At 39.2% G+C, this 15,050-nt stretch carries 15 protein-coding genes; all 15 read right to left on the bottom strand.

Translation table 11 applies throughout. The annotated features are described in order from the left end of the window. Nucleotides 1-23 precede the first annotated feature (23 nt). A complete protein-coding gene (gene merA, locus BVH02_RS03260; protein WP_086498839.1) occupies nucleotides 24-1,676 on the bottom strand; it encodes a mercury(II) reductase in 1,653 nt (550 codons plus the stop codon). A gap of 32 nt (nucleotides 1,677-1,708) precedes the next feature. Beyond that, complete coding sequence (locus tag BVH02_RS03265; protein ID WP_240507385.1) at nucleotides 1,709-2,899, bottom strand: dihydrolipoyl dehydrogenase family protein; 1,191 nt, start codon at nucleotides 2,897-2,899, stop codon at nucleotides 1,709-1,711. Between the two features lie 200 nt (nucleotides 2,900-3,099). Further along, nucleotides 3,100-3,705, bottom strand: a complete 606-nt coding sequence (gene merTP / locus BVH02_RS03270; RefSeq protein WP_086498842.1) for a mercuric transport protein MerTP — start codon at nucleotides 3,703-3,705, stop codon at nucleotides 3,100-3,102. After that, nucleotides 3,702-4,079: an ArsR/SmtB family transcription factor gene (locus BVH02_RS03275; protein ID WP_086498997.1), complete on the bottom strand. Its 378-nt coding sequence runs from the start codon at nucleotides 4,077-4,079 to the stop codon at nucleotides 3,702-3,704. The genes merTP and BVH02_RS03275 overlap by 4 nt, the downstream gene beginning before the upstream one ends. 110 nt (nucleotides 4,080-4,189) lie before the next feature. Then, nucleotides 4,190-4,414 carry a hypothetical protein gene (locus BVH02_RS03280; protein ID WP_223271788.1) on the bottom strand — a complete coding sequence of 75 codons (225 nt, stop codon included), beginning with the start codon at nucleotides 4,412-4,414 and terminating at the stop codon, nucleotides 4,190-4,192. A gap of 234 nt (nucleotides 4,415-4,648) precedes the next feature. Further along, nucleotides 4,649-5,878, bottom strand: coding sequence for an MFS transporter (locus BVH02_RS03285; protein ID WP_086498845.1), 1,230 nt, complete (start codon nucleotides 5,876-5,878; stop codon nucleotides 4,649-4,651). After that, a complete protein-coding gene (locus BVH02_RS03290; protein WP_394363978.1) occupies nucleotides 5,878-7,887 on the bottom strand; it encodes a copper-translocating P-type ATPase in 2,010 nt (669 codons plus the stop codon). The genes BVH02_RS03285 and BVH02_RS03290 overlap by 1 nt, the downstream gene beginning before the upstream one ends. 389 nt (nucleotides 7,888-8,276) lie before the next feature. Continuing rightward, entirely contained in the window at nucleotides 8,277-8,600 is a 324-nt protein-coding gene (locus BVH02_RS03295; protein WP_086498999.1) for a phosphoribosylpyrophosphate synthetase, read from the bottom strand. A 13-nt stretch (nucleotides 8,601-8,613) separates the two neighbouring features. Then, nucleotides 8,614-9,918, bottom strand: a complete 1,305-nt coding sequence (locus BVH02_RS03300) for an APC family permease (protein ID WP_086498849.1) — start codon at nucleotides 9,916-9,918, stop codon at nucleotides 8,614-8,616. A 26-nt stretch (nucleotides 9,919-9,944) separates the two neighbouring features. Continuing rightward, nucleotides 9,945-10,628 (bottom strand): hypothetical protein, encoded by a 684-nt coding sequence (locus BVH02_RS03305; RefSeq protein WP_086498851.1) that lies wholly within the window; start codon nucleotides 10,626-10,628, stop codon nucleotides 9,945-9,947. Nucleotides 10,629-10,648: 20 nt separating this feature from the next. After that, nucleotides 10,649-11,506 (bottom strand): restriction endonuclease, encoded by an 858-nt coding sequence (locus tag BVH02_RS03310; RefSeq protein WP_086498853.1) that lies wholly within the window; start codon nucleotides 11,504-11,506, stop codon nucleotides 10,649-10,651. A 321-nt stretch (nucleotides 11,507-11,827) separates the two neighbouring features. Continuing rightward, nucleotides 11,828-12,082 (bottom strand): hypothetical protein, encoded by a 255-nt coding sequence (locus tag BVH02_RS03315; RefSeq protein ID WP_086498855.1) that lies wholly within the window; start codon nucleotides 12,080-12,082, stop codon nucleotides 11,828-11,830. Nucleotides 12,083-12,728: 646 nt separating this feature from the next. Beyond that, entirely contained in the window at nucleotides 12,729-13,199 is a 471-nt protein-coding gene (locus BVH02_RS03320; protein ID WP_086498857.1) for a universal stress protein, read from the bottom strand. 261 nt (nucleotides 13,200-13,460) lie between these two features. Continuing rightward, nucleotides 13,461-14,480 carry a type II glyceraldehyde-3-phosphate dehydrogenase gene (locus BVH02_RS03325; RefSeq protein WP_086498859.1) on the bottom strand — a complete coding sequence of 340 codons (1,020 nt, stop codon included), beginning with the start codon at nucleotides 14,478-14,480 and terminating at the stop codon, nucleotides 13,461-13,463. Nucleotides 14,481-14,484: 4 nt separating this feature from the next. Next, nucleotides 14,485-15,042, bottom strand: coding sequence for an ion channel (locus BVH02_RS03330; RefSeq protein WP_086498861.1), 558 nt, complete (start codon nucleotides 15,040-15,042; stop codon nucleotides 14,485-14,487). Between the last annotated feature and the right edge of the window lie 8 nt (nucleotides 15,043-15,050).

A 15,050-nucleotide genomic window follows, 5' to 3' on the forward strand; every position in this document is an offset into this window, starting at 1 on the left:
CTCCAAATTTTTTTCAATTTAGCCTAACTCGCACAACAGCTTAATTCCGACACGTCTTTTCCAAAAGTTATCGCTGCTAATTTTATCCCTTCTCCCAAGGTCAAATAGGGATAAAAACTCTCCGCCAATTCTTTTACTGTTATTCCGTATTTGATTGCCATACTTAATTGTTGAATAAGTTCTCCACCTTCGGGTGCAACTACTCTAGCACCTACCAATTTGTCGGTTTCAGTGTTGCGAATAAGTTTGATGAATCCTCTGGTATCATTTGCTGCTATGGCTCTTGGTACATCTTTGAGTTCCAATTTGGAAACTTCAAATGGAATTCCTTCAGCTTCTGCCTGCGCTTCGTCCAAACCTGCTCCTGCTATTTGTGGATCAGTAAAGACCACCCATGGCAGCGAGGAATAATCAGCTTTATTATCTGCTCCCGCAAAGGCATTTTCTACTGCAATTTTCCCTTCAAATGCCGCTGTATAAACGTATGCCGGGGTATTGGCTACATCACCAACAGCATAGATGTTCACTAAATTGGTTTCCATCTTTTCGTTTACCAAAATGTGCCCCGTTTCGGTTAGTTCTAAACCTACATTTTGCAACCCCAATGTATGGGTATTAGGTGTTGTGCCTGTGGCAATCACTACTTTTCCATTTTCTCCAATCTCCGTAAATGAACCATCAGGGCGTTTACAATAAATAATTATTTCACTTTCTTTTTGCTCAAATTTCACGGCTCTAAAATTGGGAAGCATTTCAATTCCCTCCTTTCGCATTTGAGTTTCCAATGCTTCGCTAATGTCAGGCATTTGTGTCCGCAAAACCCGATCGGTAAATTCTATGATCCGAACTTTTACCCCTAAGCGATTGTAAGCCATAGCTATTTCCAATCCTATATAACCTGCTCCCATAATGGTGATACTTTCAGGCTTTTCTTCCAGGTCGAAAAGGGAAACATTGGTCAAATAATCGATTTTGTCCAACCCTTCTATATTCGGAATGTTGGTAGTAGCTCCTGTAGCAATTAAAAATTTAAGGGCATTATATTCTTTCCCATCTACTTCAATTGTTTTGCTGTCTTTGAACTTTGCCCAACCTTTAAGCATAGTCAAGTTTTCAAAATCGCTTACTACATTCATGTACTTTTTGTCCTGAAGAGTGGCCACCAGCTTTTTTTTGTCTTTTATTATTTGGGCAAAATCAATGTCAACTCCTTTAGGTTTGATGCCTGCAAAGTTGGAATGGGTAGCATGATAAGCCGTTTCGCCTGCACGGATTAAGTTTTTGGAAGGCACACATCCTACATTCACACAGGTCCCGCCCAAGTCTAATCCACCGTTGATCATTAATGTCGTCAAACCTAAACTTTCAGCTTTGATAGCTGCCGAAAATGCAGCCGAACCACCACCGATTATTATCAGGTCAAACTGTTTGCTGTCACCACTACCATTTTCTGGGATTTCACCTTTTACACGATAGTTTTTCGTGCCATTAATGGTGTTGATTATTTCTTCTTTGCTGGTTTTCGAAGGGTCATAAGCACACTCGCAAGTAGCATTTGTATAACTCACATTGGTTTCTTTTATGCCTTCGTTTTTGGAAAGTAGTTTTTCAATACCTGTGGCACATTGGTCGCAGGTCATGCCAGTGATATCTAGATTTATGATTTCTTTATACATATTTTTTTCTAAATGTTTAAAATTTCAATTGTTTAAACCATGTAAACAATATCAGAAGTAGCTGATGGATAAGTAAATACCATCTTTTTAATATCCGTAGAAGTCCAACCAGCCTTTATAGCCATGGCAAATAGATTGATCACTTCTTCAGCGTGTGGGCCAATGATATGTGCCCCTAAAATTTTTCCAGTTTCCTTTTCGATCAGGGTTTTATAGGCGTAGGTCTTCTCATTTATCCTTTTGGCCGTAAACCAGTCTGGAACAGTTTTATTATTCACAATAAATTCAATTCCTTTTTCAGTCGCTTTTTCTTCCGAAAGGCCTACCGATGCCATGGTGGGTAAGGTAAATACTACGGTAGGAATAGCCGTATAATCGGGTTTTTTAATGTTACCATTTATAATATTGGAAGCTACGATACGCCCTTCCATGACTGCTACAGGTGTTAGTGGTATTCCATCCGTATCAGCAGCGTCTCCTGCAGCATATATGTTAGAATTGGTGGTGCTTTGTAAATATTCATTTACCTCGACCCCTCTTTTACTGAATGCGATAGTTGTTTTTTCTAGATCTAGGTCAAAAATTGCAGGTGGTCTTCCTGCAGAATTTATCACAGCTTCCGCTTCCCATTTTTGTTCTCCGTTTTCACTCATGCCTGTCACTCTAAAAGAATTTCCCAATTTTTCAACGGCTGTAACATTGGTGTTCAACACCACCTTAATATTTAATTTCTGGGTGGCTCCAGTCAACTGCTCCACGATAAACGGATCGAAACTTTCTAAAGGCTGTTTGCCTCGATGCAGGATGGTGACTTCGCTGCCAAATCGGGCCGCCATATGCGCAAATCCAAAGGTATAACCACCCCCTATGAAAACAAGCGATTTTGGAAGTGTATCGAAATTCAGGAAGTCGGTACTGGTCAGCGTGTGCTCCTCTCCCGAGATTCCTAATACCCTAGGCCTTGCACCCGTAGCTATCACAATTTTTTTTGCCTCTATCGTCTCATCGCCTACCTGAAGTTGATTTTCTGAAATAAATTTAGCCGATTGGTGGAAGGTCTCAATTCCATTGTGTTTATAGCCTTTTTCAATTTTAGGGGGCATTGCATCTACAAACTCTTGCTTAAATTTCATCGCAGCTTTCCAATGTATTAAAGGCACTTCAGCAATTTGTTTTTCATGTAGGCGTTGTGCAAAATCCTTTGCTTCTGTAGCTGCAAGCATTATTTTTTTGGGATCGCAACCTCGTAGTGCACAGGTCCCCCCCATAGGGCAGCTCGTCGGTAATCCCTACTTTAAGTCCTTTACTGGCACATATGTTGGCAATATTCATTCCTGCCATTCCGGAGCCCAAGACGAAAACATCATATTTATACATAATCAATTATTTAATTAAATTCTTAAATACAAAGCACAAAAAAATACTATTTCCTACCCACCACTTTATAACCTGTACCATTGATGGCTTCTTCAATTTGGACCAAGCTTATTTTTGATTGATCAAATTCTATTTTGGCTGTGGCCTCTTCATAAATTGCCACTACCTTAACAATCCCAGGCAGCTTATTCACATCATTTTCTACATGTGAAGCACAGCCAGCGCAAGTCATTCCTTTTATATCAAAGGTTACCGATTGAATGTCTGATGCATTGACAATAATAATTTCTTTGTGATCATTTGAAGGGTAGAAAATGTGTGCGTAGTTTGGAAAAGCAAGCATTAAAGCTGAAAACACGGTTACAATGCCTAAAAATGTTTTGGTCTGCATAAAAGGCTTTTTCTCATCTTCATCGCAATCGCATTGAATTTCTTCTGCTGTCCTAGGCTTGATTTTTTGATACCACGCAAAACCCAATACTAAAACAGTGATTCCAATAAGATATGGTCTTGCGGGTTCCATCCACGAAAAGCTTGCTGCTACACCTGACGCTCCTGAAATGAGTGCCAATACAGGGGTAATGCAGCAAAGTGAAGCTGCAACTGCCGATAGCACACCCGCTCCGACTAGTTTGCTGTTTTTCTCGCTCATACTGTAACTATGTTTGAATTGTTAATGATGTGTTTAAAAAAGGGTTGAAATAAGGTTAGTTGTTCTTGTTTTAATGAGTAGAAAATAGTCTGACCGTCTCTACGCCCTTCAATGACATTTTTGTCTTTGAGTTTTCTGAGATGTTGAGAAACTGCAGGGATGCTCATTCCTAAAATGTCTGATAAGTCGCAAGGGCAGAGTTCTTTTTCTTCCTCTAAAAGAAACAAAATCTTGAGCCTCACTTCATTTCCTGCGAGCGCCAGTAAACCGCTCAATTGACCAAATGCTGAGCCATTGGCTTGTAGTAGTTCTCGGCAATGGTTTATTTGATCTTTATCGGCAAATACTCTGATACAGGATTGATTGTTTTCCATGATTTCCTCTTTAGAATTTAATAACGTCATAAATATAACATATTATTGCTTATTTAAGAAAGTTATTAAATATAAAACAGCAATTCTACTTTTTAATGGTGACAGAAGACTTACTTTTTTTCGTAGCCAAGCAATATTAAAGCATTGACCACTACAACTATGGTAGAGCCTTCATGAATCAGCACAGCAACTCCTATGGAAGCGAAACCAAGTGTGGTAGGCGTAATCAATAAACCAACTACCCCTAAACTGATCCATAAATTTTGCTTAATGATTCCTTTGGCTTTTCTGCTAACACCAATTGCAAAAGGCAAGACCTCCAGCTTATCTGCCATCAGTACAATATCTACTCAGCAAGCAATACCGTGATCGAATAGTAAGTAGTTTATTCCGACAAGAGTACCTGCGGGCTTCTGTTGGTATTGAGAAAACCTGATCCAGGTAATTAGGCATGGGGTATGGCAAGCCTTGTTTTATCAATGGAAGTACAAGTATGTAACAGCAGGTATTCCGCTTGGTCTCCTAAGCATTTAGCTATTATTTTCATATTGATTATGGATAATAGCAAGCTAAGATTTATTGAATTTTAGTCCAGGCATAGTAAGTAGAGTTACTAGCAGCAGGAATATCCCGATAAACAGAAATGGCAATGAACTACCAAAAGAATAAATCCACATACCTAACAATGGCCCCAATACCTGGCCGATGCTATTTGTAGAAGTTTGAGTGGACAAATAAGTCCCTGTATTATTTTCATCAATGAATGAGATCGAGGCAATCAGGTTTGGTGTCACCATCGCCCCGCCTGTGGCAAAAATTATGATCATCGTGAATACATAGAAGTCAGTTGTTATCAGTGTGAAAATACCCATTGATAAGGCAGCCAGTAAAAACCCTGTAATCAGCTGCAGCCTCATGGGCAGGATATTTTCATCAAAACTGGCAAAGACGGGTTGTAAAACAGCCATGATTAAACCACATAGCATAAACCCAAGACCAACCTGTGCAGTGTCAAAGACAAGGATATCTTTGGCGTACACGGAAAAAACAGTTTCAAATAGGGTGACGGCCAACTGTATCACTAACGAAAGTAGTAAGAGCCTTAAAAAGACTGGATTGGCCAGCATCGCCGTCATTTTGAGTTTACCTTGCGGGCTATTTGTGTACTGCTCCTTTGGTTTTTTGAGCCATAATACAACGACTACTAAAGCGACTATTCCCAACAATGCAACTACAAGGAAAGGAACACTGAACTTATCCAATAACAAGTGTCCAAATCTGGTATTAAAATGCAGATTGGTTTGAGCCAGATAACCACCAATCATAGGACCGGCAATGACACCTGCACTAACAGCCACACCTGACCAGGCCAGTATTTTTCTTCGTTGTTTAGTACTAGTAAGGTCACTCAGGTAAGCATTGCTCACAGGTATGACAGAAGAGGAAAATATCCCTCCTAAAATACGGGCTACATAAAGCATGGCTAAAGAAGTTGACAGGCCCGTTAAAACCTGCATGATGACAAAGCCTGACAACCCCATAATGATCAGTACTTTGCGACCAAAACGGTCAGATAGCTTACCCCAAACAACCGCAAATAACAGTTGAAAAAACGGGTAGATACTGGTAAGGATGCCTATGTGATAGTTGATATCCTCATCAGCCACTACACCGGACTTTAGGGCAAGTCGTTCCGTATAGTAGGGTAAAACGGGTAGCAACACGCCATACCCACTCATTACTACAAAAATACTAAGCAAGATAATCGCTATCCTGCCAAGCATTTCCCGATTATCCATTACTTGTTACCTATCTTTTTCTTCAACAATTGAGCATTGATCGCAACAATGATGGTACTCAAACTCATAAATACAGCTCCCACTGCTGGCCCCAATACAAAGCCCGAAGAATAAAGCACCCCTGCCGCGAGAGGAATAGCAATGACATTGTACCCGGTAGCCCATATCAAGTTTTGGATCATTTTATTGTAAGTGGCTTTACCAAATAAAATAAGGTTGGCAATATCATGTGGATTGCTGTTGACCAGAATAATATCAGCCGTTTCTGCTGCCACATCAGTACCTGAACCAACCGCAATACCCACGTTAGCTTGCGCAAGTGCCGGTGCATCATTTACTCCGTCCCCTGTCATAGCGACAAACTCACCCTTGGCTTGTAACTCCTTCACAATCTCTACTTTCTGATGGGGTAGCACTTCTGAATAGTACCCATCTAATCCCAGTTTATCACTTACAGCTTTGGCAGTCTTCTCATTATCCCCGGTCGCCATCAACACTTTTATGTTGTTCTTTTTAAATACTTTGATAGCTTCTGCTGACTCAGGTCTAATTTCATCCGCAAGGGCAATATACCCTGCCAATTTGCTCTCAACTAAAACAAATACTACTGTTTCAGCGGCATCGCTATAAGCATCTTCAGGTATAGCTATTTTTTCATCTCTTAAATACCCAGGACTTACTACCTTGACTTTTTTACCTTCTACATTTGCTTCAACTCCTTTGCCCGTAATCGCATTGAAATTGTCAAGCTTAGGTATTGTCACATTATCTTCCTTTACCTTTTTAATAATCCCGACCGCAATGGGATGCTCGGAACTTTGTTCTAGAGCGCTGGCCAGTCGTAACACTTCCTCTGAAGTGTACTGTTTATCAACTGATTCAATACGTGTTACTCCAAAATCCCCTTTGGTCAGTGTTCCTGTTTTATCAAAGAGTAAAACTGAGATCTTACGTGATTCTTCAAAAGCCGTTCGGTTTCGAATTAATAAACCGTTCTGCGCAGATACAGCAGTAGATATAGCTACTACTAATGGAATAGCCAATCCTAATGCATGTGGACAGGCAATAACCATTACAGTTACCATTCTCTCCAAGGCATACACAAAAGGGAATCCTAAAAATAACCAGACGGCTAGTGTACCAAAGCCTATCGCCAATGCGATATAGGTAAGCCATTTAGCCGCACGGTCTGAGAGGTTCTGCATTTTGGACTTAGACTTTTGGGCTTCCTGCACCAGAGTGATCACCTTATTGAGGTAGCTGTCTTTGCCTGTATGCTCCACCTTTACTTTGAGTGAGCCGTTCCCATTGAGTGAGCCGCCAATCACTTTATTTTCCAATCCTTTTTTTACAGGTTTTGATTCGCCCGTTAGCATGGATTCGTTCAGATAGCTTTCCCCTTCTACAATAATTCCATCAGCGGGGACTTTTTCACCCGGTTTGATGAGGATAATATCATCTTTCTGTAAGTCTTCTAATTTCACATCTTCTACACTATCCCCTTTCACTCGATGTGCTTCTGAAGGCATCATACTTACCAAAAGTTGCAAGGCTTTTGAAGCGCCAAGCACGGACTTCATTTCTAACCAATGGCCTAATAACATAATAGCAATCAGGGTGGCAAGCTCCCAGAAGAAGTCCTGTCCAGCAAGTCCAAATACGGTTGCTGAACTGTAGAAATAGGCTACACTGATGGCCATTGAAATAAGGGTCATCATTCCGGGAGCGCCTTGTTGCAGTTCTTCTTTCAACCCCTTTAAAAAAGGCCAGCCACCATAAAAATAAACTATGGTGGAAAGGCCGAAAAGGATGTAAGGATTGCCGGGTAATAACCATTCATAACCCAACAGACCTTGGATCATAGGAGAAAAAACCAAAATGGGGATGGTGAGGATAACCGTGATCCAAAAGCGTTTTTTAAAATCTTCAATCATCATTTTATGGTGATCGTGCCCCGCCATTCCCATAGACACATTACCATGGTCATGTTTCATTTTACTATGATCCATTTTTGAATCACCATTTTGACCATTGCTCATTTTAGAATGACCCATCTTGGAGTGGTCCATTTCATTGTGCTTATCATGCTCATGATTTTCCATATCTCTTCATCATATTGTTAGGGTATTCCAAATTAATTTTTTCCCGCTGTTCGGCTGATTTTGGTCACTTTATAATTTCGACAGCAGCGGTCGTGTAGTTTTGTTTTGCACTCTACATTAGCTCTACCTACATATCAGTGTATAAAGGCCTTCCATAGCGCAGAGCAAACAGAAATTACCATCGAGATAGAATTTATGTTTTAACTGAAGAAGCACCTTTCGGAGTTTTCTCAGTGTTTTTGTCTCAACTTAACCAGCTTGTACTTGAGGATGCATATATATGTAATCTAGCTGACTCATTTATCGGTCATTTTGAGTTTCTTAATCATTGCTTGATTTAGACTTATACTGTAAACCCCATAAGCATCAACCAGTATGCCTTTAATACCATTGTTGCCACTGATAGCATACACAATGCTATTATCGTCAAGATTACTCATGCCTTCAAAACGATAAAAAGCATCGATTTCAAAATCCTCCGGATGCAATCGTAGTTTGGAAGTCAGGCATTCCAAGCATTCAGGTTTTAGATTGAGGTCTTCTACATATCCATCTCTTCTCAAAGCGTTTGTAGCTTCGCTCAAAGTGTCGTAAGCGGCATTTCTATTTGCTTTAGTCATGCTTTGTAAATTTTTAGCCTTTTTCATCTGTTTTCCATTGTAAAAACCATCGTTCACCTATAAATACTAGAACCATCAAGACAATGGAAACCACTACTACCAAAATATCATTGGAAACTTTTATCCAGATGAATGCGCCCAATACAATAAGATCAAGAAGAATGGCAGTAATGACAATTGCTACATTGACATTTATTTCTTTTCTAAGATTTTTTAGCACACCCCATTGAAGTATTATGTCCATCGATAAGTAAAAAATAGCTCCAAGAGAAGCGATACGGCTCAGGTCGAAAAATGCCGTGAGCATGATGGCAATAATTACGGTATAAACCAGCATGTGCTTTTGTAATCCACCAGGCATTCCGAAATGTTTGTGTGGAATTAGATCTATTTCCGTAAGCATAGCAGTCATCCTTGAAACAGCAAATATGCTGGCAATGACCCCTGAAATAGTGGCTACAATAGCAATGCCCACAGTAAACCACAAACCATACTTTCCAAATGCAGGTTTAGAAGCTTCAGCCAGTGAAAAATCTTTTGCTGCTATTATCTCAGGGATTGATAAATTGGCTGAAACGGCCAAAGCCACAAGTAAGTACACCAACGTACAAAGAAAGAGCGATATCATAATTGCACGGCCAACATTCTTATTAGGATTTACAATCTCGCCACCACTGTTTGTTATTGTGGTAAAGCCCTTATAAGCCAGAATTGTAAAAGCCAAAGCTGCTATATAACTAGTTGCTGTATAATCACTAGAAACAGAGGACGGTAAGGCTTCTGCAAATGAGAAGCCTGCTACCCAAAGACCACCAATGGCGAAGATAGCTAGACCCCCTATTTTGATGACTGCCATCATCAGGGAAGAGCGACCAATAACCTTGTTACCGGAAATATTGACTAAAAACGCGACAACTAATAGTAAAACCCCCAGAATAGGTGTCCAGATACTATTTTCCTGAGCATTGAAAAGCTGTAAGGTATATGATCCAAATGTCCGCGCCACCAAGCTTTCACCAATCACCATTGAAAAAGCCATTAAAAGTGATCCCGCAGCAGTAATCATACCTGGTCCATAGGCCTTTTTTAGGTACATCGCGATACCACCTGCTGATGGGTATGTATTGGACAATTTTATGTAAGTATAGGCACTAAAAGAAGAGATGACTGCACCTACTAAAAAAGCTAAAGGAAACAAAGTCCCTGAAAGCTCCGCCACCTGGCCAAGCAAGGCAAAAATCCCCGCACCTATCATTACTCCTGTACCAAGCGCCACTGCTCCGGTTAAACTTAGGCTATTCTTTTTGTAGTTATTCATTAAATGGATTTAGCGAAATTGAGTCATTAGTTCGCAATATTATAACTCATAGTAAAATAAGCTCCGTCATCCTCCGTGAATTTCTGGCTTATTAGTACATAACGTTCGGTCAAATATTCTTCTACAGTATAATTGATCGTTTTGATTTTAATGCCCATTATGTAAGCTTCGATCACAGCAGTGCTAGAAATAATAACCTTTCCATTTTCTGTTTTCCTGTTTCTGTTTTTAATCGTAACAAGGCTTTTTGATCCAAAAAAACTCAACACACCTGACTCTATGCTCATCTTTAATTTGATATCCTTTAACGATTTGGATTTGCTACTTTGTAAATCATATAACTGCTTAAAATCTCTCGAGATCACCTCTACCTTTATCTTTTCATCATCAGGATCACTAAAAGGAAATACGTTAAGCAGCACATCAAACTCTTTAGGATTGCATTGGAAAGTGGTCGAGTATTTTTCATTTAACTGGCCCTTTTCATTGTACAACTCTGTAACCACTTCCACTTTATACATTTCTCCCGCTTGACTCAATTCTCCTATTATGAATAGTTGTTTCCCTAAAAGCTGTCCATCTTTATCAAAGTTTTCACGTTCAATTTTTTTTCCTGCTATTTGCTCTATTAACATTTCCTTATCCTGACCATAAGAAATGAAGGGAACTAATTGCAGAAATGTAATAATGAGGAAGAGAGTGATGCGCATGTTTTTTTATTTATCTTTAATCAGGCTATGTTGTTTATTTCAGTGCAAATCTCCTTTGCTTCCTTAGAGACCCGTTTGATTCGGGATTCAGAAATCCCAATTTCAGTTAGTAGTTCTGGGTTTTCACAAAGTTCCTTACATAGTACCACCATGTTATCAATCAGCATTTTCTTTTCAGGTTTCGTGAGTGTGGTAAGGCAAGTAATAGGATGTAAACCAGATACATTAATCCGATCACTTAAACTCCCCTGTTTTGGATAATCCCAACCTATAAGTTTCAACCCCGAACATTTGCCATATTGCATGGCGTCTTCGGTAAACCGAGTGTTAGTCACCACCCAACCTTCATGAAATTTGTTTTTGTGGTTTTTACGCTTCTCCCATTGCTTTTTCACGTCCTCAAACCTAGAATTTATATAGAGCGGAATTTTCACATCGCACTTGTAACCCTGGCGATTATGAAATTTGCACTCCACCATAAAGTGTTTATTATCCTTTTCGGCTTCCACATCTATTTCGTGACTAACACAATAGCCCTGAATAACTACTCCGACTTTAGTCTGATATCCCTGATGTTTGAGAAGTTCACCCACAAACTTTTCAAAGGGATAACCTGAAGGCCCCAATTCTAAAATAGCTTGCTTGATTTTATACCTTCCTGCAACAGGTCTTGAGTGCTTACGGAGTATTGAAAATGCCTTTCCATAGATTTCTTTTGTCGACATCCCATCAAAAAGCAGCTTCTCAATTTCGCTCACAATCCGATCTCTTACAGCTAAGTCAGCCCCAGCTCTTTCAAGAGATTGCCGCAACTTAGCCTCTGAAAAAGGCGCTATTTCCCCTGATGCTTTTGTTATAAAAATAGTCTTTCTCGGCATTTAAGCAACTTTAACGATTCAATATTAAAGTTAGAATATTAACCCTTGAGGTATTTATGATATCTCACTTACGATGTATGAAATTATGACCTTATTAGGGTCAAAAAGCATAGATCAGATAAACGCACTTTTTCGACCATTAAAAGGTATAGATCCCAACTATACTTAGCTCTACCTGCATAAGATCTGTACTGACTATGCGTAACGATTTAATTTTTAGGTCATTATGAATCGAAAACATTTTAATTCACTTTACAACGAGTAGTCCTTTGTATCATTCTAATATATTGAGACTTCTTAATTATACTTTGCATAAGAACATTAATTCCCTCCACAGCAAGAGGAACCCTTGCTTTTGTCAGATTCTGAAACACAGATCGTTGCTATTTCTTTAAAAAGATCAGGATATTCGTCTTTGATTAAAAATGCCAAATTTTTTGTTGTACCTGGATAGGACGTTATCATATCTAAAAGTATTTCAAAGGCTGATTCCAACATTTTGGAATCATTCTCCAATACTTTGTAGAATGGTTCCAAGTCAACATTTTCTCTATATTCTAAATTTTGAGTTTTCATCTTATATTTATTTTTTGTTTTTCATGATGACCAAAAAGGATCAGGATAAATACGTAAATGTTCACTTCTTATAAAAGAACCACGTTTCCATAATAATCTTAAGATCAATAATTATATTATCCGATTAATACAATTTGATAACGAATAGATCAGATATAAAAATAGAGTATTGTAAATTCAGATATTTATAATATACCGCTTTTCATGTATGAAATTATGTTACAAAATAATTTCTACCTTTCTTAACTGTAGAGCCAGTTTAAAAATACTAAAATCGCCAACAGACGTGTTCCTAAAATACACTTACAATAACAACTAAAAAAACTATCATCATAGCCGATGTAATAGTAATCTCCAAATCCAATTCCCAACAAACGGATTGTGCCGTTACGGCAAAGTCTTATGCCTGATTATTTCGGTGCTACTCATACCTCGAGAAACAGCCAGTGACAAGGCCACATAAATTAGCGTGAAATGGACAAAGTCCAGACCTACAAACCCTCCACCAATGATAACCACATGAAATAATTTTGAAATCCTTAAGATCGCTTTCATCAGTGAACTTGCAAGCCCACTCCTTTATGCTATTTTGATCTTGTCCATTTTTAAACATATTATCAGCAATTATTTATTACTGAAATCACCTTCACTTCTCATCTTCATTTCTTGCAATCATTACCGAACACTTGGCGTGCGTTGCTATATATTGTGAAACAGAACCCAATAAAAAACGAGAAAGTGCGCCATGGCCCTGGGAACCGAGTACAATTAAATCTGCACCAAAGGCTTCAGCTTGTTCTAAAATCTCTTTTTTTGGAAGACCACTTACAACACTGGTGGTTATTTTAAGTGTACCATTTTTGTTTTTCAATGCATTTGCAGCTTCGGAAACAGTTTTCTCTGCCGATTTTTCAGCCGATTTTTCAGCTCTGGAAATAACCTCTTTATAATAGGGGCGAACGGTTTCCATCGTGAGTAGATCTGGAGCCCAGACGGTGGGATGCTCATATACGTTCATGACACTAATTTCACTGTCATTTGACAATGGCATTTTTGCAAGTTCCTTAACGGCTGATTTGCTAAAATCAGAACCATCTATTGCTAATAGTATTTTCATAATCTGAATGTTTTGTCAATTACGTTGTTCTATTAAATGTTTTTAATTAAAAATAGCTGGGCATCTTCTTTTGAAGCGAAGTGTAAAACACTTGTACTGCTTTTATCTTAAACTACGAGGTTCAACTGAGGTTACTCAGAATTTGATACGTTTCAATTAGTTTAAAATTAATTAGGTGCATTATCTAAGTAAAACTCTGCATTGTACTCCTCACCTAAGCTATTGAGAGATTTAAGGGTCTATATTTCTAATCAAAAAGACTCATCTTACAATCCCCAGGCTTATGTTGGTTTTAAGGATTGACTTTTCTGCATTTTCTTCCATTCCAGTGAGGGATCTAATCGCATCTATCGTTTCGGGAATGACGATCGCCTGATTGTCCACCACATACGCATAATACAGTTCATTGCCTTCTACTTTCAGCATGTCCTGCCAGAGCGCCACCTCATACATATCACCCCAAGGTCTTCCCATATCCAGGTACCTTTCTTTGATCGTATTGTTGGAAACCAAACCATCACTATAATTTATAAAAGTGATTCGAGTTGACGTTTGAAGTACTTCAATAATTTCTTTCTTGTCAGCTTTTCTGGTAAGCCTTACGTTCCAGTAATGAAGGTGGCTGAGTGTTTCCGGGACTTTTACCGCCATGGTAACTACGTCCAACTCTGGGTCGACACTCTGGGCATCCGGCCCCTGATGACTGGGGATGTCTTTTTCTGGCACCAGCGTATTCATGATACCACCAAGGTGGCTTTCCCAAGGGTCGGTAGCTCTTCGCAGCAAAGTTCCACGAGCATTTTCTAACAGATTCGCTTTTTTAAGAGCAGTGAGTGTGCGTAAGATGGAAGTTGTATTGCAGGAAACCACCCGTGTACTTTCTCGGTTTAGAGCAGAAGTATAATTGTTTTCTGCGCTAAAGGAATGGCCCGTTGTTTCGTGCTTCTCACCTCCTTGTAGAATAAATTTGATTTTCTGCTCCCTATATGTATCTACATTCTGAGCCGCAATCTTTTTTGGGGTACAATCAACGACAAGATCAGCTATATCTAACAGGTCAGCCATGATGCCTGCCAAGGGAACCCCTGCCTGCGCCATGCTAATTTTTGCCTCATCAGTAGCAGCATAAACGGGATACCCTTTGCTTACCGCAGTTTGTATACGCCAGTCGCTGATCACATCACAAACTCCGGCTAATTCCATATCATCTTGCAGAGCGATTGCATCAGCCACTCTTTTGCCGATTACGCCATATCCGATAAGTGCTATTTTCTTTTTCATGATATCATTGGTTTTTAATTGAGGTATGAATATTATTTACATTCGATAATCCGAATACGACCAGCACAAAACTCTGCCCGATTTCCATAATCACCAAGAATTTGGCAGGAGTAGTTAATGGAACTATGTCACCATAGCCAATTGCGACAAAGGTGACTACACTGAAGTAAAAGAACTCGAACAAAACACTTAGATAACCGAGGCTACCGGATGTTTTCAAGCCGTTAAAAGACACGGTGTTGGCAGCAGCCATGCAATTAAAATCTGCGGCATAAGAGAATATGATAAGGAATACCAGTAAACCAAAAACCCAGAGCAGTTGCCTAAAGGAATGACATTGTTTGATGGATTTATTTACCTGCCTGAAGGTGAAAAATGTAAAGTATATGGTTTTAATTAGTGCAAATAAAACCACCAAGTAGGGTACCCAGACAAGATCATGTTCAACGAACTGCATAAGATATATATAAATGACTGTCACTACAGCCACCAATACCACTGAAGGACTTATCTGTTTAAGTAATTGCTTTAAAAAGAATCCGGTTTGAGTTTTGAATGTCATGGCTATAC

It is taken from the genome of Algoriphagus ratkowskyi (assembly GCF_002150505.1).
GTDB lineage: Bacteria > Bacteroidota > Bacteroidia > Cytophagales > Cyclobacteriaceae > Algoriphagus > Algoriphagus ratkowskyi.